This is a genomic window from Geodermatophilus sp. SYSU D00779, assembly GCF_054050595.1.
In genome coordinates, this window is sequence record NZ_JBJGZQ010000003.1 from 1 (window position 1) to 16,594 (window position 16,594).

13 protein-coding genes and 1 riboswitch are annotated in these 16,594 nt (G+C 75.0%); of the genes, 4 read left to right on the forward strand and 9 right to left on the reverse strand.

The window, feature by feature from the left end; translation table 11 throughout:
- Window positions 1–409 precede the first annotated feature (409 nt).
- The 4 genes from qcrB to ctaE form a co-directional block, all read right to left on the reverse strand.
- Window positions 410–2,074 (reverse strand): cytochrome bc1 complex cytochrome b subunit, encoded by a 1,665-nt coding sequence (gene qcrB, locus ACI79G_RS02560; protein ID WP_456879418.1) that lies wholly within the window; start codon window positions 2,072–2,074, stop codon window positions 410–412.
- On the reverse strand, window positions 2,074–3,186 hold the full coding sequence (gene qcrA / locus ACI79G_RS02565) for a cytochrome bc1 complex Rieske iron-sulfur subunit (RefSeq protein WP_456879420.1): 1,113 nt from the start codon (window positions 3,184–3,186) through the stop codon (window positions 2,074–2,076). Before qcrA ends, qcrB begins: the two co-directional genes overlap by 1 nt.
- 88 nt (window positions 3,187–3,274) lie before the next feature.
- Window positions 3,275–4,162 (reverse strand): cytochrome bc1 complex diheme cytochrome c subunit, encoded by an 888-nt coding sequence (qcrC, locus tag ACI79G_RS02570; RefSeq protein ID WP_456879422.1) that lies wholly within the window; start codon window positions 4,160–4,162, stop codon window positions 3,275–3,277.
- Window positions 4,163–4,169: 7 nt separating this feature from the next.
- Window positions 4,170–4,781: an aa3-type cytochrome oxidase subunit III gene (gene ctaE, locus ACI79G_RS02575; RefSeq protein ID WP_281241938.1), complete on the reverse strand. Its 612-nt coding sequence runs from the start codon at window positions 4,779–4,781 to the stop codon at window positions 4,170–4,172.
- A gap of 132 nt (window positions 4,782–4,913) precedes the next feature.
- Here ctaE and ACI79G_RS02580 point away from each other — a divergent pair, with 132 nt between their 5' ends.
- Together ACI79G_RS02580 and trpD are read left to right on the forward strand one after the other, a co-directional pair.
- The gene (locus ACI79G_RS02580; RefSeq protein WP_456879423.1) at window positions 4,914–5,330 is read left to right on the forward strand and encodes a hypothetical protein; all 417 of its coding nucleotides are present in this window, start codon (window positions 4,914–4,916) and stop codon (window positions 5,328–5,330) included.
- Entirely contained in the window at window positions 5,327–6,370 is a 1,044-nt protein-coding gene (trpD, locus tag ACI79G_RS02585) for an anthranilate phosphoribosyltransferase (protein ID WP_456879425.1), read from the forward strand. Before ACI79G_RS02580 ends, trpD begins: the two co-directional genes overlap by 4 nt.
- 58 nt (window positions 6,371–6,428) lie before the next feature.
- Here the strand turns inward: trpD and ACI79G_RS02590 are convergent, their stop codons facing one another.
- The 5 genes from ACI79G_RS02590 to ACI79G_RS02610 form a co-directional block, all read right to left on the reverse strand.
- Window positions 6,429–6,716 carry an Lrp/AsnC family transcriptional regulator gene (locus tag ACI79G_RS02590; protein ID WP_091219479.1) on the reverse strand — a complete coding sequence of 96 codons (288 nt, stop codon included), beginning with the start codon at window positions 6,714–6,716 and terminating at the stop codon, window positions 6,429–6,431.
- Window positions 6,717–6,844: 128 nt separating this feature from the next.
- Window positions 6,845–8,698, reverse strand: a complete 1,854-nt coding sequence (locus ACI79G_RS02595; protein WP_456879427.1) for a DEDD exonuclease domain-containing protein — start codon at window positions 8,696–8,698, stop codon at window positions 6,845–6,847.
- Between the two features lie 84 nt (window positions 8,699–8,782).
- Window positions 8,783–11,149, reverse strand: a complete 2,367-nt coding sequence (locus tag ACI79G_RS02600; protein WP_456879429.1) for an FHA domain-containing protein — start codon at window positions 11,147–11,149, stop codon at window positions 8,783–8,785.
- Between the two features lies 1 nt (window position 11,150).
- On the reverse strand, window positions 11,151–12,728 hold the full coding sequence (locus ACI79G_RS02605; protein WP_456879431.1) for an N-acetylmuramoyl-L-alanine amidase: 1,578 nt from the start codon (window positions 12,726–12,728) through the stop codon (window positions 11,151–11,153).
- Window positions 12,729–12,899: 171 nt separating this feature from the next.
- Window positions 12,900–14,468 (reverse strand): protein kinase domain-containing protein, encoded by a 1,569-nt coding sequence (locus tag ACI79G_RS02610; RefSeq protein WP_456879434.1) that lies wholly within the window; start codon window positions 14,466–14,468, stop codon window positions 12,900–12,902.
- Window positions 14,469–14,759: 291 nt separating this feature from the next.
- On the opposite strand from ACI79G_RS02610, the gene ACI79G_RS02615 reads away from it, so the two are divergent.
- Together ACI79G_RS02615 and ACI79G_RS02620 are read left to right on the forward strand one after the other, a co-directional pair.
- Window positions 14,760–15,104: a hypothetical protein gene (locus ACI79G_RS02615; RefSeq protein WP_456879438.1), complete on the forward strand. Its 345-nt coding sequence runs from the start codon at window positions 14,760–14,762 to the stop codon at window positions 15,102–15,104.
- Between the two features lie 196 nt (window positions 15,105–15,300).
- Window positions 15,301–15,449: riboswitch (cyclic di-AMP (ydaO/yuaA leader) on the forward strand.
- A gap of 16 nt (window positions 15,450–15,465) precedes the next feature.
- Window positions 15,466–16,548, forward strand: a complete 1,083-nt coding sequence (locus ACI79G_RS02620) for an NlpC/P60 family protein (RefSeq protein WP_456879441.1) — start codon at window positions 15,466–15,468, stop codon at window positions 16,546–16,548.
- Window positions 16,549–16,594: the final 46 nt, after the last annotated feature.

Sequence of the window (16,594 nt, forward strand, 5' to 3'; positions counted from 1 at the left end):
GGGGCGCCCCGGCGCCGCCCCGCCCCCCGCCGCCCGCCCCCCCCCCCCCCCCCCCCCCCCCCCCCCCCCCCCCCCCCCCCCCCCCCCCCCCCCCCCCCCCCCCGGCTCCACCGGGCGTGTGGCGGGTGCACGGGGTGGGCGAGGTGCACCTCGGGCGTCGGCGCGTGACGGGCCCCTCGGCGGGCCGAGCGGCCCCCAGGGCCCTCCGGCTCTGCTCGCCGACCCCACCTCGCGGGGCTCCCCGGGGACGCGAGCCGTCGTGGGGCGCTGAGCCGTGGTGCTGGGTGGCCTCCGATCCGGGGGACGGGGCGGCGGTCGCCTCGGCGGGGACGTGACCGGCGCCGTCACCCCGGAACGCAGCAGGGCCCCGACGGTCTCCCGTCGGGGCCCTGCTGCGTGGTGCAGGTGCTCAGTCGCGCGGCTCCTGCGGCCGGCCACCGTCGGAGGGACGGCCGGAGGTGGTCAGCTCGCGGTCGGCCTCAGCAGCCGCCAGGCCGTGCTCGTCCTGACGCTGCTCGAGCTCGACCTGAGCCGGCTCCTCGATCGGCTTGAAGAACCCGCGGATCGCGCGGCGGGCACCGCCGACCTGGTTCATCCGCTTGGGCACCGGAGCGCCGCCGTAGGCCAGCTGGCCGTGGCCGTGCTCGTCGACCGGGCCGAGGGGCTGGTGCACCTCGATGAACTCACCGTGCGGCAGCCGCCGGATGACACCGGTCTCCAGGCCGTGCTCCAGGACCTCCCGGTCGTGCTTCTGCAGGCCCAGGCAGATGCGGTACGTGAACACGTAGGCGAGGGGAGGCAGGATGACCAGCCCGATGCGGCCGGCCCAGGTCATCGCGTTGAGGCTGATGTCGAACTTCTCGGCGATGACGTCGTTCCCGCCCGAGATCAGCAGGACCACGTAGAAGGTGATGGCCATCATCCCCAGCGACGTCCGCACGGGGACGTCCCGCGGACGCTGCAGCAGGTGGTGCGATGCCGTGTCCCGGGTCAGCTTCCGCTCGATCATGGGGTACAGCGCCAGGAGCGTGAAGAGGATGCCCGGGAGCACCACGGTCGGCCAGAACAACGCCGGGATCTGGTAGTTGCCGGGCAGGTTGATGTCCCACGCCGGGAACAGACGCGTCGAGCCGTCGAGGAACATGACGTACCAGTCGGGCTGCGATGCCGCCGAGACCTGCGCCGGGTTGTACGGGCCCCACAGCCACACCGGGTTGATCTGCACCAGGCCACCGAGCGCGGCGCAGACGCCGAACACGATGAAGAACAGGCCACCGGCCTTGCCGGCGAAGGCGGGGAACAGCCGGTTGCCGACCACGTTGTGCTCGGTCCGCCCCGGGCCGGGGAACTGGGTGTGCTTCTGCTTGACCAGGATCAGCAGGTGCAGGGCGATCAGGGCGAGGATGATCGCCGGGACGATCAGCACGTGCACGATGTACATCCGGCCGACGATGAACTCACCGACGTAGTCACCGTTGAAGACCGCCCAGTGCACCCAGGTGCCGACCACCGGGATCGCCAGGATGATCGCCGAGACGATCCGCAGCCCGGTGCCGGAGAGCAGGTCGTCCGGCATCGAGTAGCCGGTGAAGCCCATGGCGAACGACAGGACGAGCAGGGCGACGCCGATCAGCCAGTTCGTCTCACGCGGGCGCCGGAAGGCGCCGGTGAAGAAGATGCGCAGCAGGTGGATGACGATCGCGGCCACGAACAGCAGCGCCGCCCAGTGGTGCAGCTGACGCATGAACAGGCCGCCGCGGACGTCGAACGAGATGTACAGCGTCGACTCGTAGGCGGCCGACATCTCGGCGCCCCGCAGCGGCGCGTACGTGCCCTCGTAGACGACCTCACGCATGGAGGCGTCGAAGAAGAAGGTCAGGTAGGTGCCGGACAGCAGCAGGACGATGAACGAGTAGAGCGCGATCTCGCCGAGCAGGAACGACCAGTGGTCGGGGAAGACCTTGTTCAGGGTTCGGCGCAGCGGGCCGGCGACGATCAGACGGTCGTCGACCTCCAGCGCCGCCTTGCCCAGTCGCGTGGTCGGGACACCCGGCGCTGTGGCGGTACGAGCCATCAGATGCGCTCCCGGTTCCAGTAGGTGGGGCCAACAGCCTCAATGTAGTCACTACGCGCTACGAAGTAGCCCTCGTCGTCGACAGTGATCGGCAGCTGCGGCAGGGGGCGGGTGGCCGGGCCGAAGACCGGCTTGGCGCCCTGCGTCACGTCGAACTGCGACTGGTGGCACGGGCACAGGATGCGGCTGGTCTCCTGCTCGTAGAGCGAGACCGGACAACCGGCGTGGGTGCAGATCTTCGAGTAGGCCACGTAGTCGCCGTAGCCGAAGTCCTCCTGGCCGGTGCGGGGCCGGTCGACCGACACCTGCTCCGGACGCAGCCGGATGAGCATCGTGGCGGCGTCGGACTCCCGGTTGCCGCCGGCGACGGCCGGGAAGACCGTCTCCAGGGAGCCCGGCTGCTGGTCGCCGGGACGGATCGGGCTGCCGTCGTCGCGGACGAGGCGGACGCCCTCCGCCCAGCTCGTGGTGCCGAGCGGGTCGCCGGTGTTCGGGTTCCGGATGAGGCCGCCCAGCGGCATGAGCAGCATGAGCCCGATCCCGCTGCCCATGAACACCAGCGAGCGGGTGATGAGCTTGCGGCGGGCCAGGCCGCTGTTGTGCAGACCGCCGACGAGGGTCGCGCCGGTGGTGACCCGGTCGAAGTGCGACCCGTCGTGCTTGTCCTGGACGGCGGTCTCGTGCGGGAGCAGCTTCTTCGTGTACAGCACCATGCCGACGCCGACCAGGATCAGGGCCAGCCCGCCGAGCGCCCCGATCATCGGGGTGAAGATGGCGCTCCAGCCGCCCTCGGTGATGGTCCACTGCCAGTCGGGCAGGAACCAGCCGGAGCCGGCGTAGATGACGAACGCCGCGAACGCGGCCAGCCCGGCGAGGCCGAAGGTCAGCGCGACCTGACGGACGGCCTGCTTCTCCACCGCGGACCCCGGCTCGGGGCCCGGGTCGACGTGCAGCACCTGCACGTCGTCGTACCGGGCGCCCAGCAGGTCGAGCTCCTCCCGCGACAGGGTCGCGAGCTGCTCGGGGGTGTAGTCGTCGTCCGGACCGCCGTGCAGGGGACCGGGGACGTCCGCGCCGCCGGTCGACCCCGGGGCGCTCTCGCGGGTGCTCACGCTGCCTCCTCGCTGTCCCCCGCAAGCGGGTGGTGCCCCCAGCAGGGGGTCAGCTGTCGTGGTGCCGTGGGGGAGATGGTGTGCGCGGTCACGCCTTGCTGCCCATCCAGAAGATGCCGAACAGCAGCGCGGCCACGCCCACGACCCAGATGACGACGCCCTCGGCGACGGGGCCGATGCGGCCGACGCCGAAGCCGCCCGGGTCGGCCTGCTCCTTGACGGTCTGGACGTAGTTGACGATGGAGCGCTTCTCCTCGGGGGTGAGCTGGTTGTCCCCGAAGACCGGCATGTTCTCGGGGCCGGTCAGCATCGCGGTGTAGATCTCGAGGTCGTTGGCGTCCTCGAGGCTCGGCGCCCGCTTGCCGGAGGAGAGGGCGCCGCCCTCGCCGACGAAGTTGTGGCAGGACGCGCAGTTGAGCCGGAACAGCTCGCCGCCCTCGGTGAGGTCGCCCTCGCGCAGGTCACCGGAGGGCAGCGTGGGCCCGCCGCCGTTGGCCTGGACGTAGGCCATGAGCTGGTCGATCTCCTCGTCGGAGAAGACCGCCGGCTTGTCCGGGCCCTGGGCCTCCTGGCGGACCAGCGGCATGCGGCCGGTGTGCACCTGGAAGTAGACGGCGGCCTCGCCGACGCCGATCAGCGAGGGACCGCGGGTGGGCACGCCCTCGAGGTTCTCGCCGTGGCAGGTGATGCAGCTGCGCTCGTAGAGCTCGCGACCGGCGGCCTCGGCGGAGGACTCGCTGGTGTTGCTCTCGTCGGTCGCGTACGCGGGGGAGAGCGCCGAGTAGAGGGTGCCGGTGAGCACCAGGGCGGCCATCAGGCCGGCCACGTTGGCGACGCGGCGGCGCTGCTTGGACCGACGACGGGCGCGGGCTGCGGCGGCGGGCGAGCCGTCGGCGACACGGCGGGACCAGCGGCGGAGGCCGCGGGGGGCGCCCTCGTCGGACGGGGCGTCGGACTGCGGGTTCGTGGTGGACACCGGTTCCCTAGCGGATCAGGTAGATCGTGGCGAAGAGCCCGATCCACACGACGTCGACGAAGTGCCAGTAGTAGGAGACCACGATGGCCGAGGTCGCCTGTGCCGGCGTGAAGCGGCCCATGGTGGACCGGATGAGCAGGTAGATGAAGGCGACGAGGCCCCCGATGACGTGGAGGCCGTGGAAGCCGGTCGTCAGGTAGAAGACGGATCCGTAGGTCGACGACGAGATCGACGTCCCCTCCTCGACCAGCTGGATGTACTCGAAGCCCTGCCCGAGGACGAAGGTCAGGCCCATCAGGAAGGTGATCGTGAACCAGCGGCGCAGGCCGTACACGTTGCCCTGTTCTGCCGCGAACACGCCCAGCTGGCAGGTGACGGAAGAGGCCACCAGGATGATCGTGAACGTCAGCGCGTACGGCAGGTTGAGGTGCGTCGGCTCCGGTGGCCACCCCTCGAGGGCCCGGGCGCGCGCCGTGAAGTACATGGCGAACAGACCGGCGAAGAACATCAGCTCGCTGGAGAGCCAGATGATCGTGCCGACGCTCACCAGGTTCGGTCGGGTCAGGGAGTGCACCCGGGAGGTGTCGAAGGTGCTGCTCGCCAGGGGAGCCGTTGTCACGGGGCCCATCATGGCATCGCTCCCGGCAAGGTCACGACCGCGGGTGGGACGGCGCGGCGACGCCGTGACCTCCTCGATACCGAGATCCCGTGCTGCCTGGTCAGCGGGCTCGCTGCCACTACGCTCGGCGCCGTGAGCAACGCCGCCCCGGCCACCGTCCTGGTCTACAGCTCCCGGCCCGACGTGCGGGCCGCCGTGCGCACCGCGGTGGGTCGCCGCCCGGCCGCCGACGTGGGACCGCTGACGTGGATCGAGTGCGCCACGGGCGAGGACGTCGTCGACACCGTGGACGCCGGTGGCGTGGACCTCTGCATCCTCGACGGCGAGTCCCAGCCCACCGGCGGGCTGGCGCTGGCCCGCCAGCTGACCGTGGAGGTCGCCGACCGCCCGGCGTTGTGCGTGCTCGTCGCCCGGCAGCCCGACCGGTGGCTGGCGCACTGGTCGCGGGCCGACGCCACTCTGCCCCTCCCCGTCGACCCGCTGACCGCCCCCGCCGTCGTCGCCGGCCTGCTGCGCGACCGGGTGGGACGGCGCCCGGTCGCCCGGTGAGCGCCCGACCGACCTGGGCGGCGCTGCTCAACCGCCTGCTGGCGCGCGAGGACCTCTCCGCCGACGACACGAGCTGGGCCATGCGCGAGGTGATGACCGGCGAGGCCACGCCCGCGCAGATCGCCGCCTTCGCCGTCGCGCTGCGCGCCAAGGGCGTGGCGCCGCAGGAGCTCGGCGGTCTGGCCGCGGAGATGCTGGCGCGGGCGACGCCGGTCGAGCTGCCGCTGGCCTCGGTCGACATCGTCGGCACCGGGGGCGACGGCGCGCACACGGTCAACATCTCCACGATGGCCGCGGTCGTCACGGCGGCGGCCGGGGTGCCGGTCGCCAAGCACGGCGGGCGAGCGGCGTCGTCGTCCTCCGGTGCCGCCGACGTGCTGGAGGCGCTGGGTGTGGTCATCGACCTGCCGGCGCCGGCGGTGGCGCGCTGCGTCGAGGAGGCCGGCATCGGCTTCTTCTTCGCGCCGGTGTTCCACCCGGGCATGCGGCACGCCGCCGTCCCGCGGCGGGAGATGGGCATCGCGACGGTCTTCAACTTCCTCGGGCCGCTGACCAACCCCGCACGGCCGGCCGCGGCCGCGATCGGGGTCGCCGACGCGCGCATGGCGCCCGTGGTGGCCGAGGTCCTCGCCGCCCGCGGCATGCGGGCGCTGGTCTTCCGGGGGGACGACGGCCTCGACGAGCTGACGACGGCGACGACCTCCTCGGTGTGGGTGGTGCGCGGCGGCGAGGTGGAGCCCGACCGGGTCGACCCCTCGGCGCTGGGCATCGCGCAGCCGCCGGCCGACGCGCTGCGGGGTGGCGACCCGGCTTTCAACGCCGACGTGTTCCGGCGGGTGATGGCCGGCGAGCCGGGTCCGGTGCGCGACGCGGTGCTGCTCAACGCCGCCGCCGCGCTGGCCGCCTTCGCCGAACGACCCGCGCGGCTGCACGACGCGCTGGCCGCCGGCCTGGAGCGGGCGGCGGCCGCCGTGGACGACGGGCGGGCCGAGGCCCGGCTGGCGCGCTGGGTGGAGACCAGCCGGGCGCTGCGCGGCTGACGGCCCCTTGCAGGGTCCCGCCGCGAGCGTGCGAGCGGTGGGGGCAAGGGGACCTCTCCTAGTCGGCGGACTCCAGGCCGATCGAGAAGGCCGCCTCGAGGTCGTGCCGGGAGTAGGCGCGGAAGGCGATGTGGGTCTCGGTCTCCAACACGCCGGGCACCTTGTTGATGCGCCCGGCGATCACCTCGGCCACCTGGTCGAACTCGCGGACCCGGACGACCGCGATGAGGTCGACCTCTCCGGCCGTCGAGTAGACCTCGCTGACCCCCTCGAGGTCGGCGACGGCCTCGGCCACCTCGGGGATCGCGTCGGTGGCCGCGTCGATCATGACGATGGCGGTGATCACGCCGGGGATGCTAGAAGGACCCCCCTGCCCCCACCACTCGCTCCGCTCGCGGCGGGTCCCTGCAGCGGGGCCGTTCCAGCACGTCACAGGCTCGGCGCGGGCCCCTGCAGGAGGGCCGTTCCAGCAGGTCACCGGCTCATGGCGGCCCCGTGGGAGACCCGCTCGGGCCGGGCCCGGGTGCCCAGCGAGCGGCCGTCGGCGAACGGGTCGCGCCCGGCGCGGCCGGCGTCCACCCGGTCGAGGAAGCCGGTGTAGCTCCCCGTGCCCGGGACCGGGCAGGCCAGCGTGCCGTCGACCTGCACCAGCCGGGTGCCGGGCTTCTCCATCCAGCGCAGCACCAGCTCGGTCTCGTCGACCGAGGCGGCCAGCTCGCCGTCGGGGCCCAGGGGCGTCTCCGCCGTCGCCAGCAGCCCCTCGAGGGTCGCCCGCACCGAGCTGCCGCGGGCGGCGCACCCGGCGGCCACCAACCGGCCCCGGCGGACGACGGACAGCTGCCAGCCGCCCTCGCCGTCCGGGCGGGCCAGCACCAGCTCGGGCACCGCGGCCAGGGACTCCAGCCGCTGCCGCCGCCGCACCGCGCGCACGAGGGTGGCGACGCGGTCACGCAGGACGGCGGCGTCCTCGTAGCGCTCCTCGGCGGACAGCCGTTCGACCCGCGCCAGCAGCGGCTGGAGCAGGGCGTGCGGGTCGGCGGCCACCGCGGTGCGGAGGACCGCGGCGACCTCCCCGTACTCCTGGACCGACTGGGCGCCGGTGCACGGTGCGCCGCAGCGACCCATGCCGGCCAGCGCGCAGGCGGTGCCGAGCACCCGCACCGACAGCCGGCCGGTGCACTGGCGCAGCGGCAGGGACTCGTGGACGGCGGCCACCGCGGCGTCGGCCGCGCGCCGGTCGGGGAACGGGCCGAGGAAGACCCCAGCGCCCGGGCGCACGCGGCGGACCACCGACAGCCGCGGGAAGGGCTCCTCGGTCAGCCGCACCCACAGCGCCCGCTCGGGGAACCGCGAGCGCCGGTTGTAGCGCGGTTTGTGCTCGGCGATCAGCCGCAGCTCGCGGACGGCGGCCTCGAGGTCGTGCGCGCACGGGATCGCGTCGACCCGCGTGGCCAGCGCCACCATCTCGGTCATCCGGCTGCGCTGCTCGCCGGCGGTGAAGTAGCTGCGCACCCGGCTGCGCAGGTCGGTCGACGTCCCGACGTAGAGCGGCTCGTCGCGGGGACCGCGGAACACGTAGACGCCCGGGCCGTGCGGCACGTCGTCGGCCAGGTGCCGCTTGCGCAGCCGCTCCGGGTCGACCTGCCGGGTGAGGCCGGTCAGCTCCTCCAGGCTGGTGATGCCGAGCGGGCCCAGCCGCTCGAACAGCCCGTGCAGGACGTCGACGGTGGCGCGGGCGTCGGCCAGCGCCCGGTGGCAGGGCTCGGTGCTGGTGCGGAAGTAGGGCGCGAGGGTGGCCAGCTTGCAGTTGGGGACCTCGTCGCGGCTGAGCAGCCGGCGGGCGAGGACGGCGGTGTCGACCGAGGCCGCGGCCGGCCAGGGGATGCCGTTCTCGGCGCACGCGGCCCGGAGGAAGCCGAGGTCGAAGGGCGCGTTGTGCGCGACCAGCACCGCGCCGCGGGCGAACTCCAGGAAGTGCGGCAGGACGGCGCCGATGCGCGGGGCCGCGGCCACCATCGTCGAGGTGATCCCGGTGAGCACGCTGATGTAGGGCGGGATCTCGCAGCCGGGGTCGACGAGGGTCTGGAACTCGCCGAGCACCTCCCCGCCGCGCACCTTGACCGCGCCGATCTCGGTGATCGCGCAGTCCTTCGGCGAGCCGCCGGTGGTCTCCAGGTCGACCACGACGAAGGTGACCTCCGCCAGCGGGGTGCCGAGCTCGTCGATCGTGGCCTGCTCGTAGCGGGGCAGCCCGGCGGCGGCGCGGGCCGCCGTCCCGGCGAGGCGGGCGGGGGAGAGCGGCACCGGCCGGGCGGGGGAAGGGCGCACGGTGCGGACGGTAGGTCGGGGCGCTGACAGTCCCGGGAACGCGCGCCGGGGAACGGCCGGATCGTCGACCGGCCCCGGGGCCGGTCAGCGACGGCGGGCGCGCTGCCGGGGGTCCAGGCGGGCGAGCAGCAGTGCCGTCACGACCACGAGCGCCACCGCGGTCGCCAGCAGCAGGACCGCGTCGGACAGCCAGGTCGTCGCGGAGTGCCCCCACGTCGGGTCGCCGGGCCCCGGGTCCAGCGCACCGAGGTCCGCGGTGGCGGCGGCCATCGAGAAGCCCCATCGGGAGGGCACCAGCCAGGCCAGCTGCTCGAGCAGGACGCGGCCCTCGACGGGGAACAGCCCGCCGCAGAGGACCAGCTGGACCATGACCAGCAGGACCAGCAGCGGCATGCCCCGGTCGGCGTTGTCGATCGCGGCCGAGATCGCCAGTCCGGTCAGCATGCTGGCCCAGGTGACGCCGACCACCGCGAGGAGCACCTCGACGCGGCCGGGGGCCAGCAGCAGCGGGTCGTCGGGGCCGTCCCGGCCGAGCAGGCCGACCCAGGTGAACAGGACCGCCTGCAGCCCGGTCACCACGGCCAGGACCACCACCTTGGAGGCGAGGTGGGCGCCGAGGGAGAGGCCGATCGCGCGTTCCCGCCGGTACACCGGTCGCTCCTTGACCAGTTCCCGGACCGAGGCCGCGGCTCCCATCAGTGCGGCACCGATGACGAGCACGAGGAGCAGCTGGCGGGGTTGGGCCTCCCCGGTCCGCAGCGCCGCGCTGACCGAGAGGCCCGAGGACCCGGGCACGGCGTGGGCGAGGGCGCTGAGGACCAGGGGCAGGACGGCCAGCGACAGCGCGTACTGCCGGTCGGACGCGATCACGGCCAGGTACCGGCGGACGAGCACCGCGAACTGGGTGGACGGGCTCTGCTGCCTGGGCCCCGCGGCGGGCGGTGGGTGGTGCACCGGCCGGCCGGCGGCCTGCCGGCGCGCGGCGGAGCCGGCGGCCCGCCGTCCGTCGGGGGACTCCCGGAACCGGCGTGCCCACTCCTCACCCGGCGCGGTGTCCAGCAGCAGGAAGACCTCGGCGAAGTCGGGCTGGCCGAAGTAGCGCAGGGCGTCGGCGGGCGGTCCCGCGTAGGCCACCCAGCCACCGGGGGCGAGCACCAGCAGCTGGTCGCAGACCTCGAGGTTGGCGACGTTGTGCGTGACGACGACGACCGTGCGGCCGTCGTCGGCGATGGAGCGCAGGGTGCGCATGACCGACCGGTCCATGCCCGGGTCGAGCCCGGAGGTGGGCTCGTCGAGGAACAGCAGCGACGGCTTGGTCAGCAGCTCGAGGGCGACGCTGGTGCGCTTGCGCTGGCCTCCGGACAGGCTGGTGATCCGCTTCCCGGCGTGCGCGGTGAGGCCGAGGTCCTCGAGCACCTCGTCCACGCGCTGCCGCCGGTCCGCGGCCGAGGTGTCGGCCGGGAAGCGCAGCCGCGCCGCGTAGGTGAGGGCCTGCCGCACGGTCAGCTGGGTGTGCAGCACGTCGTCCTGCGGCACGAGGCCGATGCGGTGGCGCAGCTCGTCGTAGTCCTCGTAGAGGTCACGGCCGGCGTAGCGGACGTGGCCGCTGTCGGCCGGGCGGGCACCGGTGAGGGCGTGCAGCAGGGTGGACTTGCCCGCTCCGCTGGGGCCGATGACGGCGAGCAGGGCGTTCCGGGGCAGGGCGAAGCCCACCGACTGCAGCAGCGTCGTGCCCTGCGGGGTGACGACGGTGAGCCCGTCGGCCTCGAAGGCGTTGCCGCCGCGATCGACGGAGGCCACCAGGTGGTCGCCCTCGAGCTGCAGGAGGCCGCGCCCGATGCCGATCACGTCGTCGGGGCCCACGGCGGTCTCGGTCACCCGGCGGCCGTTGACGAACGTGCCGTTGCCGCTGCCCAGGTCGGTGAGGACCCACCCGTGGGGACCGCGCCGCAGCTCCGCGTGTCGCCGGGACACCAGCAGGTCGTCGAGGACGACGTCGTTGTCCGGCAGCCGACCGACGGTGATCCGCGAGCTCCCCACCGCGTGTACCGCCGAGAGCCTGCCCTGCTGGGTGAGGCGGGGCGGTACCGGCGGCAGGACCGCGGTACCGGCGGGCTGCAGGTCGACCGTCGCGCCGTCGGAGACCCCGCCCAGCCGCAGGCGGACCGGACCGGTCACCGCCAGCCGGGTGATGCGGTCCTCGCCGAGGAAGGTCCCGTTGCGGCTGCAGTCGGTCACCGTCCAGCCGGCCGGGTCCGGCTCGAGGACCAGGTGCCGGCGCGACACGCTGGGATGGGACAGGTCCAGGTCGGTGCCCTCACCGCGGCCGATCACGAACGGGCGGCCGGGTCCGAGCACCAGCCGGTGGCCCTCGGCGCGGACCTGCAGGGCACCCGGAGGCGCGGGTGGGGCGGCGGGTGCGGCCCCGGTCTGCCCCTCGGGGGTGCTCACGTCACCGCCCGGAGGTGGTCGTCGGGAGGACGGCGTCGTGCACCAGGGCGACCACCGCGGCCGGCGTCCCCGTCGCGCCGTAGTGGTCGTGCTGGAAGCCGGCCACCGCGCGGGCCGCGTCCGACGTGGTGGACAGCCGACGGCACAGGTCGGGCAGCCGCTCCGCGGCCGCCGTGTCCCGGGACGACGGCGGCGTGGGGGAGGCGATCACCGCCGTGGCCGCATCGGACTCCGGGGAGGAGACGGAGTGGAGGAACGGGGCGTCCCCGGGTGCGGCGGGACGGACGAGGACCGGTCGCAGCACGGTGCCACCGACCGTGAGCACCGCCCCCATCGACTCGTCGGTGGTCACGAGGGTGACGGTGCCCCCGAGCACGACCACGACGGCGACCTGCAGGGCCGGGGTCCGCCCGCGGGCGGCGGTGTGGCCGGCGCGCACCGACCTCGACAGCACCAGCGCCGCCGCGCGCTCGGGGTCGTGCTCCCGGCGCTGCGCCTGCTGGTCCACCTCACGGGCGGCGAGGCGGCCGCCGTTGAGCGCGGCGCGCACGGCCGGCGAGGGGCGGTCCGCGCTGGCCACGACGGCGACCAGCGCGGAGGTGCCCCGCTCGTGGACGGTGCCCTCCGACCGCACGGGCGGTTCGCCTCCCGTGTCCGCCGTGCCGGCCGACTCCTCGACCCGCCACGCCCGGTCACCCGCGTCCGGTGCCCGACGGCCGGCCGCGGACGCGCGCCGACGGTGGCGGACGGCGAGCCCGGTCGCGGCCGCGGCTGCGAGAGCACCCCCGGAGGCGAGCAGCGCCGGGGTGGTCCACGAGGTCCGCGCGACGGCGGTGCCGCCTGCCTCGGCCGCCGCCGTCCCGGCCGCCGCCGTCCCGGCCGCCGGCGTCGTCCCGGCCGCCGGCGTCGTCCCGGCCGCGCTCGGCGCGGTGGGGGTGGGCGGGGGCGGCGCCGGCGCCGGCGCCGGGGTGGAGCGGGCCGTGCGCAGGGCGGTGACCTCCGCGGGGAAGACGTCGCGCACCAGCGGGTAGGCGGCGTCGCCCGGGCACGCGGTGAGCGACATGTCGCGGTGCCCGGAGATGGTCGCCGCCGTCACCGGGGTGCCGGCCGGCCACCGGTTGGAGCCACGCGACACGAAGTCGGCCGTGGCGCCGGGGGCGGTGTCGATGCCGTACACGTCGGCGAGCGCCGCCAGCAGGGCCACCATCGACCGGTGGGCCTCCTCGGTCGGCGCTTCCGTCGAGTGGTCGCCGATGAAGCAGCACAGCTGCGCGAAGCCCTGGCTGCCGCCGGTCGCGTCGGGCTGCACCGGGCCGGACAGGCTGCCGGCGCGGCCCTCCCACACCGTGCCGTACCGGTCGACGAAGAAGTTGTAGGCGACGTCGGGCCAGTTCTTCGCCGGGCCGGTGTGCATCGCGTAGAAGCCCCGGATCTGGTCGGGCACGGCGTCGGGGGCGTAGGTGTTGGACGACGCGGTGTGGTGCACCAGCAGGAACCGGACGTCGCCGGGCCGCTCGCTCGTCAGCGGGCCGGTGGGGGCCAGTCCGCGCGCCCAGTCCTCGCGGGGACGGACGGTCACCCCGGGGAGGGGGAGCGGGGCCGCGGCGGCGCGGCCGGGCAGGAGCGGCAGGAGGGGCAACGCCACCGCGACCGCCGAGGTGCGGCGGAGGAAGGCGCGCCGGGTGAGGAGAGGCAGCCCGGGTGCCTCCGCGCCGTGGTCACACACCGGCGGCTCCGTGCGCGGGGCCGGTCAGCAGGTCCACAGCTGCTCGGGCGGGGTCGTGTCGTCCAGGCGCTTGACGTACGCGTCGCCGCCCACGCGGGCCCGCGCGGCGCAGGCGGTCGCCCGGTCGGGGTAGGGGCCCTCGTACACGCTGTAGATGCGGTTGCCGTCCAGCTCCTGCCGGAGCGACGCGCAGCTGCCCTCGGTCAGCAGGTACTCGGCGCCGGGGTGGTCGGCGAGGAGCACGGCGACGTCCTCCGGGTAGGTGTCGGGATCGACCGCCGAGCCCAGGAAGACCACCCAGCTGCTGTCGCACGCGGGGCTGGAGATCGTCGTGGCGAGGCCGAGGTCGCCCTCTGCCCGCTGCGGGTCGGGGGCGGGGCTGGACCCGGACTCCGTCGCCGGCGCCGACGCGCGTCCCGGACCCGGCCCGGGGGTGGGCTCCTGTGCGGGCGACGGCGCGGCGGCCTCGGCCGCCGGTGGAGTGGCACCCGCAGCCGCGTCGTCGCCCCCGGTGGGGGCGTCGTCGCCGGACGCGCTCTGCCCGAGCAGCACCCCGGTGAGGACGGCCACCACGACGAGGGCCACGGCCGCGACCAGCCACCCGGCCACCCCGCGCGAGCGCCGCGGAGGCGGCTGCGTGGTGACCGGCGGCCAGCCGGACGCGGAGGCGGCGGGCGGCACGTGGGTCGGCGGCGCGACGGCGGGCCCGGGGACGTGGGTCGGGGGAGCGGAGGGGACGACCGTGGCCGGTACGTGTCCCGGGACGACGCCCTGCAGGACGCCGATCGCGTCCCCGACCAGCGCGCCGCAGGTCGGGTACCGCTCGTCGGGGTCCTTGGCCATCCCGCGGGCGACCACGACGTCCCAGCCGGGGGAGAGGTCCGGGCGCAGGGCGGTGACCCGTGGCGGCGGCGAGCTCGTGTGGGCGTGCATGAGAGCGGGCACGCCGTCGACGGGGAACGGGCGCTGCCCGGTCAGCGCCTCGTAGAGGACACAGGCGAGGGAGTAGACGTCGGCGCGGCCGTCCACCTCCCCGCCCCACAGCCGTTCGGGGGCCATGTAGTCGAAGGTGCCGACCGTCGACCCGTCCGCGGTCAGCGGCGGGGCCGCCCCCGTGCCGCCGACCTGGGCGATCCCGAAGTCCACGAGGTAGACGAAGTCCTGCGCCGCGACCAGGAGGTTGGACGGCTTGACATCGCGGTGGACCAGCGCCCGGGCGTGCGCGGCGTCGAGGGCCCGGGCGGCCTGCTCGACGATCCGCACCACCCGTGCCGGGTGCAGCGGCCCCTCCTGGGCGATCACCCCGGCGAGGTCGGTGCCGTCGACCAGGCGCATGTCGATGTAGAGCCGGCCCTCGATCTCGCCGTAGCGGTGGATCGGGATGACGTGCGGGTCGTTGAGCTGCGCGGCGGCGTAGGACTCCCGCTTGAAGCGTTCGACGTACCCCTCGTCGGCGGCCACGCCGGCCGGCAGCAGCTTGAGCGCGACCCAGCGGGCCTGCTCGCGGTCGTAGGCGCGGTACACCTCGCCCATGCCGCCGCGGCCGAGCAGGTCGTGCAGGACGTAGGGGCCGAAGCCGGTCACGTGCAGCACCCGGCCACCCGCCGGGCGGCCGTTCCGGGCCGAGACGCTGTCATCGGTGTCCCCCCTCGCGACCGAGCTCCGCGCAGCGGGACGGACCCTAGGTCGCGGAGCCTCGGCTGCCCAGGGTCCTGCGTCTCCCGGGGGACGATCCGACACGATCGGGTGGTGCAACGCCTGGCGGCCCGTCTGTCGGGGCGCGGTCGCACGGAACTGTCGGTGTCCGCTCCTAGCGTCCTGCCCGGATCGACCGGGGCCACGGACGGCTCCCGTGACGAGGGTCGGCGAGCAGAGGAGTGCACCGTGTACATCGACTGCGACACCTGCACCGCCCGCGGTACCGGCTGCGGCGACTGCGTCGTCACCGTGCTGCTGGGGGCGCCACCGGGCTGGCAGGGCGCCGACCCGACGGTCGTGCCGATGACCGGGCGGCGGGAGGACCGGCTGTCCGCCGAGGACGTCGTCGTGCTGCCGCCGGGGGTGGTCGTGGAGTTCGACGAGGTCGAGCGGCGCGCCGTCCAGGTGCTGGCCGACGCCGGTCTGGTGCCGCCGCTGCGCCACCAGCACTCGGCCCGCCCGGTCCCGGCACGACGGGCCGCGCCGCAGCGGCGGGGCGGCGGTCAGGGGTCGCAGCGGCGCACCGGGTGAGCGGGGTGCTCCGGCGTCCGCGTGAGCCGGGCGCGACGGACGGCGTGTCGCCGACCAGGAGGAACACCGACCCCACAGTCCCCGGCACCCCCGTTCGTCACTTCTTCGACACCCCCGTACGGTGAGCCGGTCCGGCCGGGTGGTCGTCACCTGCACGAGGGTGACCTCGGCCGCTCACCGCCGAATCGCCCGACGCGCCGCACCGGCGCCGAGGGGGAACCGGGGACCCACCGCAGCACTGGGGTGAGTTCTCCCGCGCGCCGGTCCGCCGGGGCGCGGAGATAGGGCGCCTTCTTCCCAGCCCGAACCCGTCAGCTAACTCGGTAGGCGGTCGCTGAGGAAGAACGGAGAGCCGCCGCCCGTGGCGACCCCCCGCCCTGCACTGGGGCATGCCGTCGATCAGTGCCATCCCGACCTCGCGGTCGCGTTCCGCCGCCCCACCCCGTCGCGCGGCATCGCCCGCGGACTGGTCCTGGGAGCCACCGCCACCCTCGCCCTGACGCTGCTGCCGGGCACCGCCGTCGCGGATCCGGAGGACCCCACGAGCGCCGCGCGGGCCGCCCAGCTGGTCGCCCAGGCCGCGCACGAGCTCGAGGTCGTCACCGAGCAGGTCAACGAGGCCCGCGAGACGCTGGCGCAGCAGCAGGCCGCCGTCCGGAGCGCCGACCAGGCGGTCGCCGAGGCCCAGTCGCAGCTCGACGCGCTCGACGGTCGGATCCGCCAGGTCGCCCGCACCGCCTTCACCTCCGGCGACGGCATGCCCGAGCTGGACCTGCTGATGACCAGCCGGTCGGCCGAGGAGTTCGTCTCGCAGCTGGCCACCCTCGACGCCATCGCCGGCCACACCGACGACGTACTGGGCGAGGTCGCCGCGTCCGCCGCTGAGGCCGAGCGGGCCCACGCCGACGCCGACGCCGCGCAGACCGCCGCCCGGCGCACGCTCGACGAGGTCACCGCCCGCCAGGCCCGGCTCGAGGCGGACATCGCCGACTACCAGGCGCAGTACGACGCGCTGTCGGCACCGCAGCAGCAGGAGGTGGTGGCCGCGCACGCCGGCCGGCCGGTCCCCGCCGCGCCGGCCGCCGCGGCCACCGGCGCCGCGCAGGCCGCCGTCGACACCGCCCTGGCGCAGGTCGGGGACCCGTACGTGTGGGGCGCCGGCGGACCGGACGCCTTCGACTGCTCGGGGTTGACCCAGTACGCGTACGCCGCGGCCGGCACCAGCCTGCCGCACTCCTCGCGGATGCAGGCGACGATGGGCTCCGCGGTGTCCCGGTCCGAGCTGCAGCCCGGCGACCTGATCTTCTACCACAGCCCCGTCAGCCACGTGGCGATGTACATCGGCAACGGCCAGATGGTGCACGCCTCGACGTCGGGCCAGCCGGTGAAGGTCGTGAGCGTCGACTCGATGGGCGGCATCAGCGCGATGCGCCGCATCGTCTGAAGGCCCCCGTCCTCCCCTGGAAGGACCCCCTTGCCCCCCGCCACTC